This window comes from Variovorax paradoxus, assembly GCF_024734665.1.
In the GTDB taxonomy this organism is placed as follows: domain Bacteria; phylum Pseudomonadota; class Gammaproteobacteria; order Burkholderiales; family Burkholderiaceae_C; genus Variovorax.
This window is the reverse complement of the sequence record NZ_CP102931.1, coordinates 3,059,769-3,081,647: the sequence shown is the minus strand read 5'-3', so window position 1 is coordinate 3,081,647 and position 21,879 is coordinate 3,059,769. Positions and strand designations below refer to the sequence as shown.

Annotated in this window: 20 protein-coding genes; 19 read left to right on the top strand and 1 reads right to left on the bottom strand. The window is 65.5% G+C overall.

Going from position 1 to position 21,879, the window contains the following annotated elements:
* Positions 1-46: 46 nt before the first annotated feature.
* On the top strand, positions 47-1,018 hold the full coding sequence (locus NWF24_RS14480; protein ID WP_258354760.1) for a Bug family tripartite tricarboxylate transporter substrate binding protein: 972 nt from the start codon (positions 47-49) through the stop codon (positions 1,016-1,018).
* A 30-nt stretch (positions 1,019-1,048) separates the two neighbouring features.
* Positions 1,049-2,188, top strand: a complete 1,140-nt coding sequence (locus tag NWF24_RS14475; protein WP_258354759.1) for a CaiB/BaiF CoA transferase family protein — start codon at positions 1,049-1,051, stop codon at positions 2,186-2,188.
* Between the two features lie 31 nt (positions 2,189-2,219).
* Here the strand turns inward: NWF24_RS14475 and NWF24_RS14470 are convergent, their stop codons facing one another.
* The gene (locus NWF24_RS14470) at positions 2,220-3,941 is read right to left on the bottom strand and encodes a sigma-54 interaction domain-containing protein (protein WP_258354758.1); all 1,722 of its coding nucleotides are present in this window, start codon (positions 3,939-3,941) and stop codon (positions 2,220-2,222) included.
* A 178-nt stretch (positions 3,942-4,119) separates the two neighbouring features.
* Here NWF24_RS14470 and NWF24_RS14465 point away from each other — a divergent pair, with 178 nt between their 5' ends.
* The 17 genes from NWF24_RS14465 (at position 4,120) to NWF24_RS14385 (ending at position 21,870) form a co-directional block, all read left to right on the top strand.
* Complete coding sequence (locus tag NWF24_RS14465; RefSeq protein WP_258354757.1) at positions 4,120-5,364, top strand: CaiB/BaiF CoA transferase family protein; 1,245 nt, start codon at positions 4,120-4,122, stop codon at positions 5,362-5,364.
* Between the two features lie 11 nt (positions 5,365-5,375).
* Positions 5,376-6,155, top strand: coding sequence for an enoyl-CoA hydratase-related protein (locus NWF24_RS14460; RefSeq protein ID WP_258354756.1), 780 nt, complete (start codon positions 5,376-5,378; stop codon positions 6,153-6,155).
* A gap of 26 nt (positions 6,156-6,181) precedes the next feature.
* Positions 6,182-7,864: a class I adenylate-forming enzyme family protein gene (locus NWF24_RS14455; protein ID WP_258354755.1), complete on the top strand. Its 1,683-nt coding sequence runs from the start codon at positions 6,182-6,184 to the stop codon at positions 7,862-7,864.
* Positions 7,861-8,625: an enoyl-CoA hydratase/isomerase family protein gene (locus NWF24_RS14450; protein ID WP_258354754.1), complete on the top strand. Its 765-nt coding sequence runs from the start codon at positions 7,861-7,863 to the stop codon at positions 8,623-8,625. Before NWF24_RS14455 ends, NWF24_RS14450 begins: the two co-directional genes overlap by 4 nt.
* Complete coding sequence (locus NWF24_RS14445) at positions 8,618-9,367, top strand: SDR family NAD(P)-dependent oxidoreductase (RefSeq protein ID WP_258354753.1); 750 nt, start codon at positions 8,618-8,620, stop codon at positions 9,365-9,367. Before NWF24_RS14450 ends, NWF24_RS14445 begins: the two co-directional genes overlap by 8 nt.
* Positions 9,368-9,371: 4 nt before the next feature.
* Positions 9,372-10,538: an acyl-CoA dehydrogenase family protein gene (locus tag NWF24_RS14440; RefSeq protein ID WP_258354752.1), complete on the top strand. Its 1,167-nt coding sequence runs from the start codon at positions 9,372-9,374 to the stop codon at positions 10,536-10,538.
* A gap of 18 nt (positions 10,539-10,556) precedes the next feature.
* On the top strand, positions 10,557-11,432 hold the full coding sequence (locus tag NWF24_RS14435; RefSeq protein ID WP_258354751.1) for a 3-hydroxyacyl-CoA dehydrogenase family protein: 876 nt from the start codon (positions 10,557-10,559) through the stop codon (positions 11,430-11,432).
* A 4-nt stretch (positions 11,433-11,436) separates the two neighbouring features.
* On the top strand, positions 11,437-12,093 hold the full coding sequence (locus NWF24_RS14430; protein WP_258354750.1) for a 3-hydroxyacyl-CoA dehydrogenase family protein: 657 nt from the start codon (positions 11,437-11,439) through the stop codon (positions 12,091-12,093).
* Positions 12,094-12,105: 12 nt separating this feature from the next.
* Entirely contained in the window at positions 12,106-12,519 is a 414-nt protein-coding gene (locus NWF24_RS14425; protein WP_258354749.1) for a Zn-ribbon domain-containing OB-fold protein, read from the top strand.
* Between the two features lie 14 nt (positions 12,520-12,533).
* Entirely contained in the window at positions 12,534-13,712 is a 1,179-nt protein-coding gene (locus tag NWF24_RS14420) for a thiolase C-terminal domain-containing protein (RefSeq protein ID WP_258354748.1), read from the top strand.
* Positions 13,713-13,745: 33 nt separating this feature from the next.
* Positions 13,746-14,216 (top strand): MaoC/PaaZ C-terminal domain-containing protein, encoded by a 471-nt coding sequence (locus tag NWF24_RS14415; RefSeq protein WP_258354747.1) that lies wholly within the window; start codon positions 13,746-13,748, stop codon positions 14,214-14,216.
* Between the two features lie 278 nt (positions 14,217-14,494).
* Positions 14,495-15,580: a Bug family tripartite tricarboxylate transporter substrate binding protein gene (locus tag NWF24_RS14410; RefSeq protein ID WP_258354746.1), complete on the top strand. Its 1,086-nt coding sequence runs from the start codon at positions 14,495-14,497 to the stop codon at positions 15,578-15,580.
* Positions 15,581-15,596: 16 nt separating this feature from the next.
* Positions 15,597-16,622, top strand: coding sequence for an amidohydrolase family protein (locus NWF24_RS14405; protein ID WP_258354745.1), 1,026 nt, complete (start codon positions 15,597-15,599; stop codon positions 16,620-16,622).
* A gap of 162 nt (positions 16,623-16,784) precedes the next feature.
* A complete protein-coding gene (locus tag NWF24_RS14400) occupies positions 16,785-18,218 on the top strand; it encodes an aldehyde dehydrogenase family protein (protein WP_258354744.1) in 1,434 nt (477 codons plus the stop codon).
* Positions 18,219-18,357: 139 nt separating this feature from the next.
* The gene (locus tag NWF24_RS14395; protein ID WP_258354743.1) at positions 18,358-19,770 is read left to right on the top strand and encodes an MmgE/PrpD family protein; all 1,413 of its coding nucleotides are present in this window, start codon (positions 18,358-18,360) and stop codon (positions 19,768-19,770) included.
* Between the two features lie 62 nt (positions 19,771-19,832).
* Positions 19,833-20,807, top strand: coding sequence for a Bug family tripartite tricarboxylate transporter substrate binding protein (locus tag NWF24_RS14390; RefSeq protein WP_258354742.1), 975 nt, complete (start codon positions 19,833-19,835; stop codon positions 20,805-20,807).
* 127 nt (positions 20,808-20,934) lie between these two features.
* Entirely contained in the window at positions 20,935-21,870 is a 936-nt protein-coding gene (locus NWF24_RS14385) for a LysR family transcriptional regulator (RefSeq protein ID WP_258354741.1), read from the top strand.
* Positions 21,871-21,879: the final 9 nt, after the last annotated feature.

Below are 21,879 nucleotides of genomic sequence, written 5' to 3'. Positions count from 1 at the left end.
CTTCAGGCATCTGCGGGAACCCACTTCAATTGGAGACACAAGAAAGATGCAATCCCGAATCATCCTTGCGCTTCTTGCGCTGAGCACGGCGTTCGCCGCATCGTGCGCGGTGGCAGCCGACGACTTTCCGTCACGTCCCATCCGCATCGTCGTCAACACTGCACCAGGTGGCCTGGTCGACGTCACCACACGCCTGGTGGCCCAGAAGATGGCCGAGAAGCTGGGCCAGTCGGTGATCATCGACAACAAGGCCGGCGCCGATGGCCTGCTGGGCATCCGTTATGTGAAGACGCAGCCCGCCGACGGATACACCCTGCTTGCGACGGCCGGCACTTTGGCCATCCAGCCGGCCGTGAAGCTCGACCCCGGCTATGACCTCCTCAAGGATTTCACGGGTGTGGGCCCGATGGTGCGCTCGCCGGTGCTGCTGGTCGAAGGCATGGGCCAGCCGGACAAGACTCTCGCGGACTTCATGGTTCGCGCCAAGGCCAGGCCCGACCAGTTGACCTACGCCTCGGCGGGAGTGGGCACCACGACCCATCTGGGCGCCGCGCTGTTCCTTCAACAGGCCGGGCTGAAGGTGATGCACGTGCCGTACAAGGGCAATGGCGCCGCCATGACCGACGTGATCGCCGGCCGCGTGACCATGATCTTCGAAGCCTACGGCAGCGGTGCGGGCAAGGTGAAGGCGGGTCAGCTCAAGGCCCTGGCCGTGAGTTCGGCCCAGCGCCTGCCCGGACTGCCGGACGTTCCGACCATGGCGGAGCAGGGTGTGCCTGAATTCAGCTATTCCCTGTGGCTTGGCATGGTGGCGCCGGCCGGCACGCCAAAAGACGCACTGACCAGGCTTTCGGAGGCGCTGCATTTCGCGCTGAACAGCAAGGAACTGCGGGACCGCATGCGCGATGAAGGTTCGGAGCCCATGATCATGTCGCCCGCCGAATACACCGAGTTCCTCGGACGCGACCTGGCGCAGATGCAGAAGCTGGTCGAGGGGCTGGGCATCCGGAAGCAGTGAGTCGTGGCACATGGCTTGCAACACCGCCGCATGAATCCACAAGACAACCCGGCGCAGCGCGCGCCCCTGACCGGCATCCGCGTGGTCGACTTCAGCACCCTGCTCCCGGGGCCGATGTGCAGCCTGCTGCTCGCCCAGGCCGGTGCCGAAGTCATCAAGATCGAACGACCCGGCCGTGGCGACGAGATGCGCTCCTACGTGCCGAAGTTCGGGCGGGACAGCGTGAACTTCGCACTGCTGAACCAGGGCAAGCGTTCGGTGGCACTGGACCTGAAGGACCCGACTGCCGTGGCGCAGGCCATCGCGCTGGTGCGGCATGCCGATGTACTGGTCGAGCAGTTCCGCCCTGGCGTGATGGACCGTCTCGGGCTGGGGTACGACGCCATGCGCGCGATCAACCCCGGGTTGATCTATTGCGCCATCACGGGGTGGGGTCAGCAGGGCCCGCTCGCCGACATGGCCGCGCACGATCTCAACTACCAGGCGGAGACTGGCCTCATGGCGCTGACCGCCGGTGCGGACGGTGCGCCCGTGCTGCCCAGCGTGCTCGCGGCCGACCTCGTGGGCGGGGCCTACCCGGCCCTCATGAACATCCTGCTCGCCCTGCGCGCGCGCGAGTCCGGCGGCCTTGGCTGCTACATCGATGTCGCGATGGCAGACAACCTGTTCCCGCTGGTTTACTGGGGGCTGGGCAATGGTTTTGCGGCGGGCGAATGGCCCACACCGGGCGGCGATCTCGTGACCGGGGGCACGCCGCGCTATCAGGTCTACCGTGCGCGGGACGGCCGGTACCTGGCATGTGCGCCGCTGGAGCAGAAGTTCTGGGAAAACTTCTTGCGCGTGCTGGAAGCGCCGCAGCTGTTGAATGATTCGGTCGACCCCAATGGCACACGCGAAGCCATCGCGGCCATCATCGCCAGCCGCACGGCGGACGAGTGGTTGCAGCGCTTCGCGGGAGTCGATGCGTGCGTGTCGGTGGTGAAGTCACTGGAGGAGGCGGTGCAAACGCCGCACTTCCGCGAGCGCGGCCTTTTCGATGCGCGGATCACGGGCGACGAGGGCCGCGAGATCCCATCGCTGCCGCTGCCGATTGCGCCGCCGCTTCGGCGGAAAGGCGCCAGCACGGCGCCAGCGCTCGGAGAAGCGGACTCCGCCGCGCTGGCGCGGTAGTGCGTTCGCAGTCAGCGCCGCGCGCCAGCGATCAACTCTCGGACTCGGCGCCGAAGCCCATCTGCGCGAGGCGCTTGTACAGATAGGAGCGGGAGATGCCCAACTCGGCAGCGACCCGCTTCTTGTTGCCGTTGAACTTCGTCATTGCCTGGCGGATCATTTGCTCCTCCACCTGCTCGACCGCGCTGCTCACGCGCGTGTGCTCCTGCGGCGCGGCCTTGAGAGAGATGGTTGCGCTGTCGTCTGGCTCGACCGAGGGCTGCGGCTTTTCGCCGGGCTCCATGTCGATGGTGCCGAAGTCGGAGGGCTCGATCAGGTCCAGGTCGCTGAAGATCGCGGCGCGCTCGACCGTGTGTATCAACTGGCGGACATTGCCGGGCCAGCGCTGGCCCTGCAGGAACGCGATGGCGGCGTCGGAGAGCTTCTTCGCGCGCTGCCCATGGCGATCGGCGAACTGCTTGAGCGCCAGATCGACCAGCAGCGGGATGTCCTCCAGGCGCTCCCGCAGCGCCGGCAGGCGAATGGTGACGCCGCCGATGCGGTAGAACAGATCGAGGCGAAAGGTGCCATCGGCGATCATCGCTTCGAAGTTGCGATTGCTCGCGCTGATGAGGCGAAAGTTGGAGCGGCGCAGCTCGCTTCCGCCGACCCGCTGAAAGCTCCCGTCCTGCAGCACGCGAAGCAGCTTCACCTGCACCTCGGCCGGCATGTCGCCCACCTCGTCGAAGAACAGGCTGCCGCGGTCGGCTTGCTCGATCTTGCCCTTGCGTCCCTTGCGCTCGGCACCGGTGAAGGAGCCCGCCTCGTAGCCGAACAGCTCGCTCTCGACCAGCGTGGCCGGCAGCGCAGCCGCATTGACCATCACCATCGTGTCGTCGCGCCGGGGGCTGAGCTTGTGGATCGCATGCGCGGCCAACTCCTTGCCCGTTCCGCTTTCGCCGGTGAGGAGCACGGGGACGTCCAGAGGCGCCACCTTCACGATCTGCTGCTTGAGCCGCTGCATGGCGAGGCTTTCGCCAACCATCTGGTCCAGGCCATAACTGCGGTTGCGCAGGTCGTCGAGTTCGCGGCGGTAGTAGGCCACTTCCGACTTCAGTTTGGAGACCTCGTTGGACAAGGTCTGCAACTGCTCCGGGCCCTTGAACATGATCTGGCCGATGGCTCCCACCAATTCACCCCGGCTGTTGCGGATCGGATTGCGCGAGACAACGCGCGTGATGCCGCGCATCTCGTGCAGCAGACCGATCTCCGCCTTGCCGCTCTTGACCACCTCGTGCAGCCGCGAGTTCTCGATCACTTCCGTCGTGTGGCGACCGACGCCGCCGCCGGGCCGCAAGCCGAAGAAGCGCTCGTGCACGGGGCTCATGTAGCGAACCATCGCATCGCGGTCGACGACCGACAGCGCCTCGAACGGATTGGTCAGGAAGTGAGAGAGGATGTCGCCCGCAAAATCGACGGCGCCAACGAACTCGAACAGGGCGTCGCGACTCTCGCGTTCGATGGCGACCAGCACGGTCGCATCGGGCGCGGGGAGCACGATCACGACGATCGGACGCTGGCCCGGACCATCCACGGTGAACACGCGCCGCTCGCGGCGCCGTGCATCCTGCCATCCCGCCTCGATGCCGCGCGCGAGCTCCGGCTGAAGCGCGATGCCACTGGCTGCCAGTTGCTTGCCGTCAGGCCCAAGGACCAGAACGCCGCGCAGATCGTTCAGGGATGCTGCTTCCACACTGATGTCTTGTGTCTCCATCGATTTCTTGTGTCTCCGTTAAGGTCATGATACGTCTGCTGAACACTGACTGTCTTCGGCGAGGACACCAGCGCAGCTGAGATCGGGCTGCAGGCTGGCAAAGGGCGCTGGAATGGCTTGTTTTTGCCGTTTCCCAGGGCTTGGTTGACGTGGCACACCGCTTGCACAAAGCAATGCAATGTCCACGCCCGAAAACAACCTTCCATTGAATGGCCTTCCGCCGCGGTCGGCCCCCGCGCTCGACCTGCTTGCAGGCGTGAAGGTGCTCGATCTCACCTCTTCGGTTGCCGGTCCCTACGCTGGCCAATTGCTGGCCGACATGGGTGCCACCGTCGTCAAGATCGAGAAGCCCAACACCGGCGACGACGCGCGCGCCTGGGGTCCGCCGTTCCTGCATGGCGAGTCGCTCTGGTTCATGAGCGTCAACCGTGGCAAGCAGAGCCTCACCCTCGACATTGCATCGCCGCAAGGCCAGGACATCCTGAAGAAGCTGGTGGCCCAGTGCGACGTGGTGCTGCTGAATCTGGTGTCGCGGGTGCAGCGCAAGCTGGGGCTGGATGCCGCGTCGCTGAGGCCGCTCAATCCGCGGCTCATCCATGTGTCCATCAGCGGGTTCGGCTTGCAGGGAAGCCGTGCGGACCTGCCGTGCTACGACCTGATCGCCGAGGGCTATTCGAGCGTGATGGACCTGACCGGTGAGGCGGAGAACGGCCCGCAGAAGGTGGGTACGCCGGCAGCCGATTTGCTGGCCGGCAGCGACGCCGCGATGGCTGTGATGGCCGCGCTGCTGCGGCGCGAGCGTGAGGGGCGCGGCTGCGACATCGATGTCTCCATGGTGGAGAGCATGTCCCGCTTCATGGCGCCCAAGCTGATGCCGTATCTCGGCTCCGGCGAAACGCCGCGGCGTGCAGGCGGGCGCGACAGCGTCATCGCGATCTACCAGGTCTTCGAGACCGCCGACGACCCGATGACCCTCGGCCTTGGCAACGATGCGATATGGAAGCGCTTCTGGGAGGCCGTCGGCCGGCCCGAGAACGCAGCGGACCCGGCCCATGCGGGCAACGCGCAACGCCGCGCGAAACGCGAGGACATCGTCAAGACCATCGGCGAACTGCTGCGCGCCAAACCGCGTGCGCACTGGCTGGATCTGCTGAACCGGGCAAGGGTGCCCGCCGGACCGATCCAGCGGCTGGATGAAGTAGCGCAAGACCCGGCGCTGCACGAGTCCGGATTCATCTATCGCACCCAGGGCCCCGACGGCGACATCCCGCACGTCGGCCTGGGCATCCGCTTCGACAACCGCACCGAAGGCACAGGCATTCCACCACCCAAGCTGGGCTCGCACACCGAGCAGATTCTTCGCACATGGCTCGAATGCGATGCAGCCCAGATCGACCAACTCCGCACCCAACAGATCATCTGAGAGGACAACCCATGCAGTTCGAAGAAATCACCTATCGCGAAGAAGGCCCCATCGGGGTCATCACGATGAACCGTCCGGACGACGGCAACATGTTCACCGAGCGGATGTGCCATGAGATCCGCGATTGCATCAACGAGATTCGCCGGGAGACCCGTACCCGCGTGATCGTCCTCACCGGCGCCGGCGAAAAATTCTTCTGCACCGGTGGACGCAAGGACGGCATGGAGAACTCGACCCTCTACGCCGGCACGCTGCCCACGCTGGAGATGTACGAGGCGATCGACCGGCTGCAAAAGCCGGTGATCGCCATGGTCAACGGCTTTGCCGTGGGCGGCGGCAACGTGCTGCACGTGGTCTGCGACATCACCATCGCAAAGGAAAGCGCCGTGTTCCGCCAGGTCGGCCCGATGGTGGGCAGCTTCGATGGCGGCTACGGCACCTGGTACCTCGAGGATCTGGTCGGCAAGAAGCGCGCAAAGGAGATGTGGTACCGCAATCCCAAGCTGAGCGCGCGCGAGGCGTTGGACTGGGGCCTGGTGAATCACGTGGTGCCCGACGCGCAGCTGTGGGAATTCACGCGAAAGATCGCCCTCGAAATCGCCGACCGCGGTGCCTTCGCATTGGCATCGATCAAGGCCTCGTTCAATGCGCGCCATGGTGGCGTGTCGGGCCTGTCGCGCATGGCGCACGACCTGCTGCTGCGTGGCTACCTGGAGACCAAGGAGTCCAAGGAACTGGCCGCCTCTTTCTCCGAACGCCGCGCGCCCGACAGCGACAAGTTCGGCCACTGAAAAAGCAACGTAGGAGAGGGGCTCCCATGTCTCATCTGTTGACCTTGCATGACCCGGCCCGGGCGCGCGAGAACTATCTCTCGGGCGTCTGGCAGACCGACACGCTCTATTCACTGGCTCGCCGGCATGCGACCGAGCGCGGCAGCGCCTACGCGTTGCGCGACGGCACGAGGCGGCTGACCTGGAGCGCGCTGGCGGCATGGGCGGACGCCGTGGCCGCCGATCTCCACGCCGCGGGTCTGCGCCGTGGCGACCGGGTCTCGATCTGGCTGCCGAACCGGCTGGAAAACGTGGTCATCCTGCTGGCCTGCTCTCGCAACGGCTACGTCTGCAACCCGTCGCTGCATCAGAACTACACGGTGGCCGAGATCGTGACGCTCCTGTCGCGCGTCGAATGCCGCGCGTTGTTTGCGCAGACCGGCTGGGGCGCGGATGCCGCAGCGGCCGACGTCTTCGCGCGTGCGCAGGAGCTCGGACACATGAAGCGCGTCTATGCGCTGCCGGCCCTGCGCGGACCCGATGCACAGATGCCGCCCGGAGCGCATCCGATGCCGATGCCCGCGTCGGCGCAGCGCACGGCGGGGCCGCTGCCCAGCACGCATCCCGACCAGATCGTCTACCTGGCCTTTACCAGCGGTACGACGGGCGCCCCCAAGGGCGTGATGCACAGCGACAACACCTTGCTGGCCAACGGGCGAGCCATGGTGGCGGACTGGGCGCTGAACGAGAAGACCGTGCTGCTGACCTTGAGTCCCATGAGCCATCACATCGGCACCGTGGCGCTCGAGCAGGTGCTGGTGGCCGGATGCGAGCTGGTCATGCACGATCCATCCGCAGGCGTCGCGCCGCTGGACTGGATCGAGGAAACCGATGCGACCTATGTCATGGGCGTGCCGACGCACGCGATGGACCTGCTGCATGAGTTGAGCAAGCGCGGCGCCACGCGGCTCGGCGCGGTCAAGGTCTTCTACATGGCGGGTGCGCCGATTCCTACCGAAACTGCGCGACGGCTGATGGCGCTCGGCGCGAAGCCGCAGAACGTCTACGGCATGACCGAATGCGGCTCGCACCAGTACACCAAGCCGGCCGATCCGATGGCCGTGATCACCAGCACGTGCGGAAAATCGTGCGCCGGCTACGAGATACGGCTTTGGCAGCCCGACAACCCCGACATGGAAGCACTTCCCGGCGAGGTGGGAGAAATCGCTGGCCGCGGTGGCCTGCTGATGCTGGGCTACTTCAACAACCAGACAGCCACGGAATCCTCGTTCAACAGCAGCGGCTGGTTCCTCAGCGGCGATCTGGGGCGGCTCGACGCAAGCGGCAACCTCGAGATCGTGGGCCGCAAGAAGGACCTGATCATCCGCGGCGGGCACAACATCCATCCGGCGCACATCGAGGAATACGCGCATCGCCATCCGGGCGTGAAGAAGGCCGCCGCCTTCGGCGTGGCCGACGAGCGGCTGGGCGAGAAGGTGTGCCTGGCCGTCATTGCCCAGGACAAGGTTCCCGGCGCCGATGAAATGCTGGAGCACCTGGCGCGCGAGGGACTGTCCAAGTTCGACATGCCCGAATTCTTCGTCGTCGTGCAGGAGTTTCCATTGACCGCGAGCGGCAAGATCCTCAAGCGCGAACTCATGCAATGGGTTGCCAACGGCCGATTGCAACCCGAACCCGTGCGCTACAAGGCGCCGGCCACTGCCTCATGATCGAACTCATCCACGACGAGGAGTTCGCCGTCCTCACGATCGAGCGTCCGCAGTCCCTCAATGCGCTCAATTTCGAGTTGCTCGACGAGTTGCGGGAATACCTCCATCAGCTCAGCGCCTCCAGAGCGCGCGCCTTGATCATCACCGGCGCAGGTGAGAAGGCCTTTTGTGCCGGCGCCGACATCAAGGAGCTCCAGCAGCGCGGGCTGGCAGCGCAGCGCGAAGGCGCGGAGCTCGGCCAGGCCGTGTTCGCGCAGCTCGATCGGCTTCCGATTCCATCGATCGCGCTGGTCAACGGCTTCGCCTTCGGCGGCGGATGCGAACTGGCTTTGGCCTGCACCCTGCGCCTTGCCTTGCCCCACGCGAAGTTCGGCCTGCCGGAAGTGAAGCTGGGCCTGATCCCCGGCTACGGAGGAACGCAGCGCCTGCCGCGTCTGGTAGGGCAGGGCCGTGCACTGGAGCTGGTGATGACAGGCCGAACCGTCGATGCCCAGGAGGCGCTGGCCATCGGCCTGGTGAACCGCGTCGTGCAGGCGCCCGGCCTCGACGCTGCCAAGGCCTACGCCCGCGAGTTCACCGGCCACGGTCTGCGTGCATTGCAGTTCGCCCGTGAAGCGGTGCAGCGTGCGATGGACGTGTCGCTGCATGAAGGACTGCGCATCGAAGCGGACCTCTCGACGCTGGCGTACCGCACACGCGATGCCGAAGAAGGAATGCAGGCTTTCGTTGAAAAGAGAAAGGCGAGGTTTCTTGATGAGTGAACGTGAATGCATCGTTGTCACCGGCGCCAGCCGGGGGATCGGCGCCGCCATCGCGCTGGCGCTGGCGCAACAGGGCCGCCATGTGGCGTGCCTCTCGCGCTCGGGCGCGCTGCCGGCCCGTGCCGGCGCGCCGAGCGAAGTCGCGCAACACTGGATTCCTGCGCGTGCCGACGTCACCAACCCGGCTGCGTTCGCCGCAGTCCTGAACAGGCTGGCAGCCGACGGCTGGCGGATCAAGGGCCTGGTGAACAACGCGGGCGTGCACATCGACGCGCTTTCGCAAGAGATGTCGCTGGAACAGTGGCATCAGGTGATGGACACCAACGCGACATCGGTCGTCACGGCTTGCCAGGCCGCCTATCCGCATCTGGTCGCCGCGGGCGGCGGGATGATCGTCAACATCGGTTCCTTCTTCGACAAGTTGGGCGTGAAGCGCAACCTCGCCTACTGCGCTAGCAAGGCCGCGGTGGGTGCCATCACGCGATGCCTGGCCGTGGAATGGGCCGGCAAGGGCATCCGGGTGATGGACGTCGCTCCGGGCTACATCGTCACCGACCTGAACGCCGATTCGATGGCCGAGGGTGGACCCCTGCGGGCCTACCTCGACAAGCGCATCCCGGGTCGCAAGCCGGGCTCCGCTGCCGACGTGGGCGCGCTCGTGGCATCGATGTTCACGCCTGCCGGCGCATTCCTCACAGGCGAAACCATTTACGTCGATGGCGGCCAAGCCATCGCTCACTGAAGCCATGAACATCCTCGAACGACTGGATTCCCGCATTGCCCTCAACGATGAGGAAAACATGCTGCTGGAAAGCGTGCGGGCCCTGGCACGCGACCAGATCGCGCCGCGCGCCGAGCACTACGACCGCAGTGCCGAATTCCCCTGGGAACATGTCAACGCCATCAAGGAACTCGGGCTGAACGCCATGTTCATCCCCGAGGCCTACGGCGGTGCGCAGATGTCGTACGCCGCGTACCTCGCCTGCGTGCGCGAGATCAGCAAGGCCTGCGCGGCCACCGGCATCATCTGGGCCACCAACTACCACGGCATGAAGCCGCTGATCGACTGGGGCACCGAGGAGCAGAAGCAGCGGCTGCTGCCGCGCATCGCCGAAGGCGGCCTCGGCGCGCTGGCGATCACGGAACCGGGGGCCGGTTCGGACGCCACCGGCATGCGGACCACACTCCGGGAAGACGGCGACCAGATCGTCGTCAATGGCGGCAAGACCTTCATCACCAACGGCGACGTGGCCGACCTCTACCTGCTGTTCGGCAAGTGGGAGGGCATTGTCGGCGCCAAGGAGAGCATCTCGGTGCTGATCCTGGAGAAGGGCACGCCGGGTCTTTCCGTGGTGCGGCTGGAAGACAAGATGGGCACGCGCGCCTCCAGCACGGCGACGCTCGCCTTCGACAACTGCCGCGTGCCGCGCGCCAATCTGATCGGCAACCCCGGCGACGGCCTGAAGATCCTGTTCGCCTCGCTGAACAAGTCGCGCCCCAGCGTGGCGGCGCATGCACTGGGTATCGCGCGCGGCGCCTTCGAGGATGCCACCGCGTACATCAACGAGCGCAAGCAGTCCGGCAGAAAGATCCTGGAGTTCCAGGGCATCCAGTTCATGCTGGCCGACCTCGCATCGGAGATGGCGCTGGTGGAGGGCTGGCTCTGGCAGGTGGCCAGCTGGGTCGATGCCGGCGAGAAGGATTTCGGCATCGAGGCTTCGCTCCTGAAGATGCGCGCCAGCGACCTCGCGATGCGCGTGGCCACCGATGCCGTGCAGTTGCTTGGCGGCTACGGCTACTGCAAGGACTTCCGCGTCGAGCGTCTGATGCGCGACGCCAAGATCACCCAGATCTGGGAGGGGACCAACCAGGTCCATCGCCAATTGATCGGCCGCAGCTTCCTGCAGCGCTGAACCATCCAAGGAGAAAACATGAGTGAGATCAAGACCATCGGCATCGCCGGTGCAGGGACCATGGGTGCCGGCATCGCCATCGTGTGCGCGCGTGCGGGTTTCCGCACCCGCGTGTTCGACCTGAAACAGGACGCACTGGACCGCGCCCGCAGCCAGACCGAAGGCTTCCTGCGCAAGAGCGTGGAGCGCGGCAAGCTGGCCGGGGAGAAGCTGCCGGAGATCATGGCCCAGTGGAGTGGAACGACCCGGCTGGAAGACTTCGCCGACTGCGATCTGGTGATTGAGGCGGTGTTCGAGAGCCTGCCGGTCAAGCATGACCTTTTCGGCAAGCTGGACAGGATCTGCGGGCCGCAAGCGATCTTCGCGAGCAATACCTCCACCATCAGCATCACCGAGATCGCCGGCGGCTCGGGTCGGCCGGACCGCTTTGTCGGCATGCACTTCTGCCTGCCGGCGCAGCTGATGAAGCTGGTGGAAATGTCGCCCGGCCTTGCGACGAGCGAGGAGACGCTTGCCCGCGCGTGGACTGTCTGCGAAGCCATGGGCCAGAAGCCGGTGAAGACGCAGGACACGCCCGGGTTCGTGCTGAACTACTTTCTGATTCCTTTCAACAACGATGCGATTCGCCTGGTGGAGCAGGGGGTGGCCGAGGCGGCCGACATCGACCTGGCCATCAAGACCGGCATGGGCTATGCAATGGGTCCGTTGGAACTGCTGGACCTGATCGGCATGGACACGCAGAAGCTGCTGTGCGAAGCCATGCACGGCGTCACCAACGAGCCGCGCGCGGCGTGCCCGCCGCTGGTCAAACGCATGATCGCCGCCGGCTGGCTCGGCAGGAAGAGTGGCCGCGGCTTCCACCCCTACGCAGACAGCAAGATGTACGGAGCCTGATGCCATGACCCATTCCTACCGTGTCGTCCATTCCGGCGACAGCCGTTCCTTTCCCGCTTCGCATGCCTTCATCGAGCAGGCAGACGCACAGGGCGCCTCGCGCATATTCGTCGGCGAAGGCGCCGGAGCCGCCTTCGCCAAGGCCGTTGAATTGGGCGCATGCCCTTTCGTTGCCGTTGAACTGGGCCACGAATGCCTGGGCGTGCATACCGGCGAACAGAAAGGCCATGAAGGGTCCAACGTGGTGGGCTTTGCCCGCTTTCGCCTGGGCCGCGCCGATCCCACCCCTCTGGTGGAACTGGTGCGACAGCCGCAGACCCGCGATGCCGCCATTGCCGCAGCCAAGGCGGCCTTCGAAGCCGCCGGCCTGAAGGTGGCCGTGTGCGGCGACTTCCCCGGCCGCATCGTCGATCGGCTGGTCCGGCCCTATCTCAATGCGGCACTGCGCCGCCTGGACGAGAAGCTCGCGAGCGCCGAAGACATGGACAAGACCTTGTGTCTCGGCCTGGGCTACCCGGAAGGCCCGATCTCACTGCTGGAGCGTACCGGTCTTGCCGAACACCACGATGCGACGCACGCCCTGTATCTGGCCCTGGGCCAGGAGCCGTACGCGCCGGCGCGCCGTGCCCAGGTGGCCAAGGCCCGCGAAGGTCGAGCCTGACAAGACAACAGCATGGACAAAACCACACTCCCCACGCCCGTCGCCAATGCCGACTCGAGGCCCTACTGGGAAGCCGCCCGCGAGCGGCGGCTGGTCATTCGCAAATGCAACGCCTGCGGCGAGCTGCACTTCATGCCCCGTCACCTGTGCCCCGTCTGCTGGTCCGACCGGTTGGAATGGGTGGATGCCAAGGGGACCGGCAGCGTGCACAGCTTCACCGTGATCCGCCGTGCCTCCGATCCCGCGTTCGCTCCGCTGGTGCCGTATGCGGTTGCACTGATTGACCTCGACGAGGGCCCACGCATGATGGCCAACATCCTGGGGGCGAATGCGCTGGCGGTGAAGATCGGCGATCGTGTTCAGGTGACCTTCGAAGACCGCGGCGACGGCGCCATGCTGCCTCAGTTCAACACCGTCGCCGCCTGAGGGGAAACCAGAGAATGAAGACCCCCACATCCCTCAAGAACAAGATTGCCATCGTCGGCGTCGGTGAATCCGACATCGGCAAGGTTCCCCACATGACAGGCCTGGGACTGAACGCCCAGGCTGCCAAGCGCGCACTGGACGATTCCGGCCTGAAGGTGTCGGACATCGACGGTGTCCTCACCGCCTACTCTTTCACCGAGCCGTACTTCATGCTCGGATCGGTGCTGTGCGAATACCTGGGCGTCAAGCCGCGCTTCAATGCGTCGGTGATTTCCGGTGGTGCCAGCCCTGCGGTGATGCTCAAGCACGCGGCGGAAGCCATTGTTTCAGGGCAGGCCGAGACCATCCTGGTGTGCGCCGGAGAGAACCGCGCCACCGGTCTCACGCGCGAGGCCGCGCTGTCGGCCTTGCTCGCGGTGGGCCACCCCTACTTCGAGCAGCCTTATGGCGGTTCGATACCGGGCTACTACGCCATGATCGCCCAGCGTCACATGCACGTCTACGGCACGACGCGCGAGCAGATGGCCCAGGTGGCGGTGAACACCCGCGCCCACGCCCTCATGCATCCCAGTGCGCACATGAAGAAGCCGTTGGCGCTGCAGGAGGTGCTGGACGCCAAGCCGATCGCCGATCCGCTGGGCATGCTGGACTGCTGCCTGATCTCCGATGCCGGCGGCGCCTTCATCGTCACCTCGGCCGAGCGTGCGCGCGACCTCAAGGCCAAACCTGTGTACCTGCAGGGCATTGGCGAATACCACACGCACGAACACCTGATGTGCGCACCCAGCCTGACTGAGTTCGGTGCCACGGAGTCGGGCCGTACCGCCTACGAGATGGCTGGCCTGGGCCCGCAGGACATCGACGTGGCGCAGCTCTACGACTGCTTCACCATCGTTCCCATCATCGAACTGGAAGAGCTGGGTTTCTGCCAACGGGGGGAGGGCGGTGCCTTCTTCTCGGAGGGCCATGCTCGCATCGGAGGCAAGCTGCCCGTCAACACCCACGGCGGCATGCTGTCGCACGCCCATGCCGGCGCCGCCGGCGGCCTGTTCGGCATCGTCGAGGCTGTGCGCCAGTTGCGCGGCGGCCTGGGCGAGCGCCAGGTGCAGGGCGCCGAGGTGGCGCTGGTGCACAACGAGGGCGGCATTCTGTCCTCGCACTGCACGCTCATCCTGGCCAATGACAAGGGCTGAGGATCGATTCATCCAACAGACAAGGAGCCACTCATGACCATCAACGCGGAGCCGCGCGGCCGTTATTTCGAAGACTTCGAGATCGGCCAGGAGATCGTCACGCCAGCACGCACGATCACGTCGACCGACATCGTCAACTTCGCCTGCCTGACGGGCGACTTCAACGAGGTTCATACCAATTTCGAGTATTGCAAGACGACGCCGTTCGGCGAACCGGTGGCGCACGGACCGCTGATCTACGGAATCATGGGCGGGCTGCAGTACGCCAGCGGCATCAACGACGGCACCCTGCTCGGGCTGCTGGGCATCGACCAGTGGCGCATGCTGGGCCCGGTCAAGCACGGCGACACGATCCGGGTGGCGCAGCAGGTGGTGGAGAAGAAGGAGACCAGCAAGCCAGACCGCGGCGTGATCACGTTCCTGCGCAAATGCGTGAAGCAGGACGGCGCGGTCGTGCAGGAGATGCGGGCCACGCTTATGTACAAGCGCCGGCCCAAGGTCTGAACGGCGAGCGGCGCGTCATCCACCGGGGCCGGCATTTGCGGACCCATGGCCATCAGGCGCCAGCCGGGTCTTGCCAGCAGACAGCCCTGCGTGCCTTGGACAAACACCGTGTCCTCGGCAGCAACGCAAGTTGTAGTGGTGGCGCACACGTTCGCACCGGACACAGCGTCGCGCGCTGTGTTGCTGCGGCGTGCGCGGCATGGCACCGGACTTGCCTATCGAGGAAGGGCCGCACACGGCCTTCCTGCAAACCCAAATATTCCAACGGAGACAAAAGCATGACGTTCACGCGCCTTTCGGCCCGGCTTTCGCAAAGTATTTCCTCGTGGCCCGACCGCACCCATGCGCATGGCCGTGACCATGGCGAGCGGCGGCGCGGCGCGAGCGTCATCGCTCGCAACTGCATCCTGGCTTTGGCCGCCTCGCTGACCGCTGCAGGTGTCCTCGCGCAGCAGTTCCCCACGCGCCCCATCAAGATCCTGGTGGGCTATGGCCCGGGCGGGGGTACCGATCTCCTGGCGCGGCTGTATGCCGCCAAGCTGCAGGAGGTGCTGCCGCAGCCCGTCATCATCGAGAACAAGCCCGGCGCCTCGGAGTTGCTGGCAGCGCAACCTGTCATGAACGCCGCACCCGACGGCTACACGCTGTGGCTCGGCACCGGCGGCGCACTCGCGCAGAACCCCGGCATCCGGCGCGATCTGCCGTATGACCTGCTCAAGAACTTCACGCCGGTGGCCGTGCTGGCCGAGGCGGAAGCCGTCTTTGTCGTGCGGCCGAATGTCCCCGTGAACACGCTGCAAGAACTGGTTGCGTATGGGAAGGCAAACCCCGGCAAGCTCAACTACGGGTCGGGCGGGATCGGATCGGGCAACCACCTGCAGATGGAATACCTCATCAGCGTGACCGGCACCTCGTTCACCCACATTCCCTACAAGAGCGAATCCGAGATCACGCGGGACATCATGTCCGGCAACGTGGACCTGTCCATGATCACGGCGCAGTTCGCGGTCCCGCTCGTCAACGAAGGCAAGGTGAAGGCGATCGCCATGACCGGCACTCAGCGCCTGAAGGCCTTGCCGGATGTTGCGAGCGTGTCGGAGTCCGGGGTCGCCGAATTGAAGTCGATGGGTTCGTACACCTTCTTCGGATTGATGGGTCCCGCCGGAATGCCGCCTTCCGTGGTGCAGCAGCTCAACGAAGCCGTCAACAAGGTGTCCGCAATGCCCGACATCGACAAACGCATGCGCGAAATGATGATGATGCGGCCAAAGATCTCCACCCCTGCCGAGTTCAAGGGCACGCTGGAGCGCGAGCTCGGCAAATGGCGCGAGCTGAGCAAGACCGTCAAGATCGGCACCACCTGACCCGAGAGCGCAATTCATGAGCAACCTGCAACCCTATCCCCAACTCCATGCGGGCCGCGACGAGGTGATCCTCGAGCCGGACCTGGCGATCGTCGATTCCGCGCATCACCTGTTCGATCGTCCGGCGCTGAAATACATGCTCGACGACTACCTGAAGGATGTTCGCTCGGGCCACCGCATCGTGGCGAGCATCTATGTCGAAACCCTGGCGTTCGCCCGTCCGGACGGGCCCGAGCTGCTGCGTCCGCTGGGCGAGGTGGAGTTTGCCAACGGCGTCGGCGCCATGAGCGACAGCGGTGTGTACGGCGACTGCCGGATCTGCGCGGCGATCGTCGGACACGCCGATCTGCGTCACGGTGAGCAGGTGGGCGAGCTGCTCGATCAGTCGCTTGCGCGGGCGCCCGAGCGCTTTCGCGGTGTCCGGCAGATCACCATCGACGACGAGAGCGATGCACCTTTTCGCTATGTCACCAATCGTCCGGCGCGCGGCATCATGCGGCATCCGAATTTTCGCGCCGGCTTCAAGGAAGTGGTGCGGCGCGGGCTGACATTCGACGCCGCAGCGTTTCATCACCAACTCGATGAGATCGCTCAATTGGCCGATGCCTTTCCGGACGGCAGCATCGTGCTGAACCATGTCGGGCAGGCGCAGGCGATGGGCCTGGATGCCCAGGGGCGGGCCGCGGTGTTCGAAAAGCTGCGGGCTGCATTGAAGGAACTCGGACGCCGTCCGAACATCACCTGCAAGATCGGCGGGCTCGGCTTGCCGTTCTGGGGGTTCGGCTTCGAACAACGCGCCGATCCGGTCGGCTACCTCGAGCTTGCCGAGGCATGGAAGCCTTACGTCGAAGCTGCCATCGAGGCCTTCGGCCCTGATCGCTGCATGATGGAAAGCAACTATCCGCCCGATGGTCGGGCAGCCGGTTTCGTGCCACTGTGGAATGCACTCAAGCACATCGTGCGCGGCGCGTCGGCGGACGAAAAAGCCGCGCTGTTTCGCCGCACCGCGGCACGCGTTTACCGCCTGTCCGTGCCTGACTGATCGAGCTGTCCACCTTCGCCGCGAAGCCCGATTCATGAATCCAAAAAAACAATCGTTCGACTCAAAAATGCGATTGGACCCACATCGTCCTGCATGACAAAGTCAACGCATCCGTCTCTCATCCTGGCGGCGCGAACAACGACATCGGAGACATCAGAGACCATGAAACACTACGGCAGCTTCTACATCGACGGCAACTGGGTCGAGGCCCCATCCGCGTCTCCGTTCGTGCTGATCGACCCTGCAAACGAGCAACCCTTTGCCAGCATCGGCATGGGCACTGCGACGGACGTGGATCATGCGGTTGCCGCGGCACGTCGGGCATTCCCGGCGTTCAGCGAAACGAGCAGGGAAGACCGGCTCGTCATGTTGGAGCGGATCGTCGAGGAATTCGAAGCGCGCGAGGACCAGGTTCTGGCCGCTGTCTCTGCCGAGATGGGCGCGCCGCGGTCCATGAAAGCTCACACGCGCACCGGCATCGACGCTTTCAAGCAGACCATTGCAACGCTGTGCGACTACGATTTCGAGACCAGCCTGGGCAACAACATCGTGCGGCGCGAGGCCATCGGCGTCTGCGGATTGATCACGGCCTGGAACTGGCCGGTGCAGCTCATCTGCACCAAGCTGTCCGCCGCATTTGCCGCGGGTTGCACGGTGGTGTGGAAGCCCAGCGAGTTCACACCGCTGAGCGCACTCGCCCTTGCCGAGGTCATGCATGCGGCAGGCGTTCCCGCCGGTGTCTTCAACCTGGTCAACGGCGATGGCCCGACGGTTGGCAGCGCCATTTGCAGGCACGCAGATGTCGACATGGTGTCGTTCACCGGCTCCACGCGGGCAGGCGTCCTGGTCGCCGAGGCCGCCGCCGCCACCGTCAAGCGTGTCTCGCAGGAGCTGGGTGGAAAGTCCGCGAACATCATTCTTCCTGACGCCGATCTTGCGGCTGCTGCGCGCTGGAACGCGGCAAGGGCCTTCTCGAACACCGGCCAGTCGTGCCACTCGCCGACCCGGATTCTGGTGCAGCGCCAGCAGCTCGAACCGCTGGTGCAACTGCTCCGACAGGAGAGCGCCAAGGTCCGCGTCGGCGCGCCGCAAGACGCGGCCACCACGATGGGCCCGGTGGTGAACAAGGCCCAGTTCGAGCGCATCCAGAAGTACATCCAGATCGGCCTGGACGAAGGCGCCAGACTTGTTTGCGGCGGAGTGGGGCGGCCCGAAGGCCTCGACAGCGGCTACTTCATCCAGCCGACGATCTTCGCCGACGTCACGCCGGCAATGACCATCGCGCGCGAAGAGATCTTCGGGCCCGTCGTCGCGGTCCTTGCCTACGAGACCGAGGACGAAGCCGTGGCGATCGCCAACGACACACCATACGGCCTGGGCGGCTACGTGTTCTCGACCGATCCCAGAAAGGCGCATGCCGTCGGCGCCCGCATGCGCGCAGGCCGCATCTTCTACAACGGCGCCCCGAGCAACAACGTGGCGCCGATGGGCGGCTACAAGCAGTCGGGCAATGGCCGCGAAATGGGCGTGTTCGGGCTGGAGGAGTATCTCGAGGTCAAGGCCATGATCGGTTTCGATCCGCTGGTGCCTGCCTGACCATCCTGCGGGTCGCCGGGTGCGAACCTGGCCGATTCGCCCTTCACTGCAGTGACGAAGCCTGCCGCATGCCGGCAGGGCGCAGCCGTTCCCGCACCGACAGATCACAGCCATCCACAGATTCTCAAGGAGTAGCACCATGCCGTCCCATTCACGCCTGCTTGCCGAGTTCGCAGCCACGCTCAGGCTCGCAGACGTCCCGCCGGCCGTGATCGCGCGGGCCAAGTCGGTCATCCTGGATGGCCTGGGCTGCGGCCTGTTCGGCGCCCAGCTCAAATGGACGGGCATCCTGTCGGATGTCATCGGGAAGCTGGAGCCGGGTGGCGGCCAGTCCTCGGTGTGGGGCGGAGGACAAACGGCCTCGGCGACCAGCGCCGCGTTGCTGAACGGCACCATGATCCAGGGCTACGAACTGGACGATGCCAATCCGGCGTCCATCCACAGTTGCGCGGCCGTGCTGCCTGCCGTGCTGGCGGCCGCCGAGTTCATCGGCGCCGACAAGGTCGATGGCGAAACCCTGTTGACGGCGATCATCGTCGGCTTCGAGGTCGGGCCGCGCGTGGGCCTGTGCATGAACGGGAACAAGATGCTGGCCAAGGGCTGGCACACGCCGGGCATCTTCGGCCCTTTCCCCGCTTCGGTGGCCGCCGGCCGCGTGCTGGGGCTCAGCCCCGAGCAGCACTACCAGGCGCTGGGAATCGCCGGCCCCCAGGCGGCAGGCTTGATGGCCAGCCAGTTCGGCTCCATGGTCAAGCGCATGCTCTCTGCCAAGGCCGCGCAAAGCGGCTTGTACGCCGCGCTGCTCGCGCGCGAAGGCTTCACCGGCATCGAGGACGTGTTCGAGACAAGCTATGGCGGCTACTGCACGACCTTCACCCAGAGCGAGGATCTGTTCGATCTGTCGGCGCTCACGCACGAACTCGGAACGAGCTGGGAGACCATGCGCATTTCGATCAAGCGCCATGCCTGCGTGGGCACGAACCTGTCTGCGCTGGATGCTGTCGAGGAACTGATGCACGAGGGCCTCAAGGCCGCCGACGTGGAGAGCATCACCGTGCGCATGACCCAGGACGCAGTGAAGCACTCGTTCTGGACCCCGTACGAACCCACCGGGCTCACGGCCGCCCAGATGCACCTGGGCTACTGCATCGGCATGCTGCTGCTCGAAGGCGAGGTCTTCGTCGACCAGATGGTGGATACCAACATTGCCCGCGACGACGTGCTGGCGCTGTGCAGCCGGGTCGATGTGGTCCGGGACGAGGCGCGCGAGAGGAAAGGCCGGGCGTATGCGCGCGGCGCCGACGTCCAGGTCGTGCTGAAGGACGGCCGCACGCTCAGCAAGACCGTCGACAACTTCCTCGGCAGCTATCAGCGCCCGATGTCGGACGAACAGATGGCGGTGAAGTTTCGCCGCCTTGCCGAAAAGACGCTCTCGCCTGGCCGTACCCGCGAACTCGAACGCGTGATCCGCAACCTCGAGACCACGCCTTCGGCAGCCAGCGTGATCGAACTGCTGCGTGTCGACCCAGCGATGTCCGCGGTTGCGTCCTGAGCGCATCGGCACGCCGCTGCGCCCCTTTTCCTTTCAATTTCAATACGAAGATGGAGACAGACATGAGACTGAAATTCTGGAAGACGGCACTTGCCGCCGCACTTGCCACCGCCGTGTCGGCGACTGCGTTCGCGGCCGACGCGTTCCCATCGAAGCCAGTGCGCATCGTCGTGCCCGTGGCGGCGGGAGGGTGGGGTGATCTGAGCACGCGCGTGATCGCGCAGAAATTGTCCGAAGAGCTGGGGCAACCGGTGATCGTCGAGAACCGCACGGGCGCGGGCGGCCTGCTCGGCATCCGGTTCGTGAAGACCGCACCCGCGGACGGCTACACGCTGGTCTCCACGGGCGGCACGATGCCGATCCAGGCAGCCCTGAGCGTGGACCCCGGTTTCGATCCGCTGAAAGACTTCGTCGGCGTCGGTTACCTGGTGCGCTCGCCGTCCGTCGTCGTGGTGGGAGCCGATTCGCCCGACCGCAGCCTGGCGGACATCATGAAGCGCGCCAAAGCCGCGCCGAACAAGTTCAGCTACGGATCCGCGGGGATCGGAACGGCCACCCACATCGCCGCCGCCAGCTTCGTGAAACAGGCCGGCATCGAAATGCTGCACGTGCCCTACAAGGGCAATGGCGCGGCCATGCCGGACCTGATCGCCGGCCGTATCGGTCTCATGTTCGATGCCTACGGCAGCAGTTCCGCCAATCTGACTGGCGGACGGCTGCGCGCGCTGGCCGTTACGTCCACGGAGCGGCTCAAGGTTCTGCCGCAGGTGCCGACGGTGGCGGAGCAGGGTGTTCCGGGATTCAGTTCCTATTTCTGGCTGGGCCTGTTCGCACCGGCGGGCACCCCCAACGACGTGGTCCTGAAGCTGTCGGGGGCGCTGAATCGGGTGCTTGCCAGCAACCAGCTCAAGGAGCGCCTGCAGCAGGATGGCACCGAGCCGGTGGTGATGTCCCCGGACGCGTTCAAGGAGTTCTTCCGCAAGGAGGTCACGCAGATCAACACCTTGGTGAAGGACCTCGACATTCCAAAGCAATAGTGCAGAACAGCCTTGGCCCGTTCGGGTCGCGGTGGGACGGCGATTGGCATCCGACACTTGGCATGTGGCTTGCCTTGACGCCAAGCCTCTTTCCCCGACGTTCCATTCCTGCAAGGCCGCGCTTCACATGCAACTGAGATTTCTGAGGTATTTCGCCGTGCTCTGCGAAGAACTGCATTTCGGCCGCGCCGCGAGCCGGCTGGCGATCACGCAGCCGCCGCTGAGCGCGGCCATCAAGTCGCTCGAGGACGATCTGGGCGTCCAACTGCTGGTGCGCAACAGCAAACATGTGCAGCTGACGCCCGCAGGTGCGGCATTCCTGACCGAAGCCAACCAGATCCTGGACCGCGTGGCCCAGGCAAGGAGCGTGGTCACCGCCGTCGACCATGGCGTTCACGGACGCCTGGATGTAGGGATCACGGGCTCGCTGCTCTACAGCGATATCCCCTCCATCCTGGCGAGGTTCAGATCCCGCGTGCCGGGCATCGACCTGGTGCTGCACGAGATGCCCTCGGTGGAGCAACTGCAGGCCCTGATGCGCGGGCAACTGCATGCGGCGTTCATCAACGGATCCAGCGTGCCGTCCAAGCTCAAGGGGCTGGCGCTGCGCGACGATGTGTTCGCACTGTGCGTGCCCGAGAAACATCCCCTGGCCGAGCGGAGCAGCCTGGAGTTGGGCGAACTCGGCGACGAGCGCTTCGTGATGCTGTCGCGTGCGGCGGCGCCGGCGCGCCACGACGATGTCATTGCCAGCTTCAGCCACGCGGGCATCCATCCGCAGATCGCGCACCGGGCGCGCTCGTGGATCACAGTCGTCGCGTTGGTGGCGCGGGATGGCGGCGTTGCGCTGGTGCCCATGTCGCTCGCGAAGGCCGGCATGGCGGGCGTGCGCTTCATTCCCCTGGCCGGCGCGCCGACGCCGGCGCCGGCGATGCTGGTCTGGAACCCGACGCTGCTGGCGCCGGCTCTGGCCACCTTCGTCGATTGCGCCGGCGAGGCGGCCGAAACGAACGCTGCTGCGTCGGCGGGAGCGCGATCCGCCGCCGGGCGGCCTGCGCCATGAGGGAGCGTC

Excerpts from the sequence above, each read along its gene's own strand:
- NWF24_RS14480 (WP_258354760.1), top strand. The coding sequence starts at position 47 with ATGCAATCCCGAATCATCCTTGCGCTTCTTGCGCTGAGCACGGCGTTC.
- NWF24_RS14475 (WP_258354759.1), top strand. The coding sequence starts at position 1,049 with ATGAATCCACAAGACAACCCGGCGCAGCGCGCGCCCCTGACCGGCATC.
- NWF24_RS14470 (WP_258354758.1), bottom strand. The coding sequence starts at position 3,941 with ATGGAGACACAAGACATCAGTGTGGAAGCAGCATCCCTGAACGATCTG.
- NWF24_RS14465 (WP_258354757.1), top strand. The coding sequence starts at position 4,120 with ATGTCCACGCCCGAAAACAACCTTCCATTGAATGGCCTTCCGCCGCGG.
- NWF24_RS14460 (WP_258354756.1), top strand. The coding sequence starts at position 5,376 with ATGCAGTTCGAAGAAATCACCTATCGCGAAGAAGGCCCCATCGGGGTC.
- NWF24_RS14455 (WP_258354755.1), top strand. The coding sequence starts at position 6,182 with ATGTCTCATCTGTTGACCTTGCATGACCCGGCCCGGGCGCGCGAGAAC.
- NWF24_RS14450 (WP_258354754.1), top strand. The coding sequence starts at position 7,861 with ATGATCGAACTCATCCACGACGAGGAGTTCGCCGTCCTCACGATCGAG.
- NWF24_RS14445 (WP_258354753.1), top strand. The coding sequence starts at position 8,618 with ATGAGTGAACGTGAATGCATCGTTGTCACCGGCGCCAGCCGGGGGATC.
- NWF24_RS14440 (WP_258354752.1), top strand. The coding sequence starts at position 9,372 with ATGAACATCCTCGAACGACTGGATTCCCGCATTGCCCTCAACGATGAG.
- NWF24_RS14435 (WP_258354751.1), top strand. The coding sequence starts at position 10,557 with ATGAGTGAGATCAAGACCATCGGCATCGCCGGTGCAGGGACCATGGGT.
- NWF24_RS14430 (WP_258354750.1), top strand. The coding sequence starts at position 11,437 with ATGACCCATTCCTACCGTGTCGTCCATTCCGGCGACAGCCGTTCCTTT.
- NWF24_RS14425 (WP_258354749.1), top strand. The coding sequence starts at position 12,106 with ATGGACAAAACCACACTCCCCACGCCCGTCGCCAATGCCGACTCGAGG.
- NWF24_RS14420 (WP_258354748.1), top strand. The coding sequence starts at position 12,534 with ATGAAGACCCCCACATCCCTCAAGAACAAGATTGCCATCGTCGGCGTC.
- NWF24_RS14415 (WP_258354747.1), top strand. The coding sequence starts at position 13,746 with ATGACCATCAACGCGGAGCCGCGCGGCCGTTATTTCGAAGACTTCGAG.
- NWF24_RS14410 (WP_258354746.1), top strand. The coding sequence starts at position 14,495 with ATGACGTTCACGCGCCTTTCGGCCCGGCTTTCGCAAAGTATTTCCTCG.
- NWF24_RS14405 (WP_258354745.1), top strand. The coding sequence starts at position 15,597 with ATGAGCAACCTGCAACCCTATCCCCAACTCCATGCGGGCCGCGACGAG.
- NWF24_RS14400 (WP_258354744.1), top strand. The coding sequence starts at position 16,785 with ATGAAACACTACGGCAGCTTCTACATCGACGGCAACTGGGTCGAGGCC.
- NWF24_RS14395 (WP_258354743.1), top strand. The coding sequence starts at position 18,358 with ATGCCGTCCCATTCACGCCTGCTTGCCGAGTTCGCAGCCACGCTCAGG.
- NWF24_RS14390 (WP_258354742.1), top strand. The coding sequence starts at position 19,833 with ATGAGACTGAAATTCTGGAAGACGGCACTTGCCGCCGCACTTGCCACC.
- NWF24_RS14385 (WP_258354741.1), top strand. The coding sequence starts at position 20,935 with ATGCAACTGAGATTTCTGAGGTATTTCGCCGTGCTCTGCGAAGAACTG.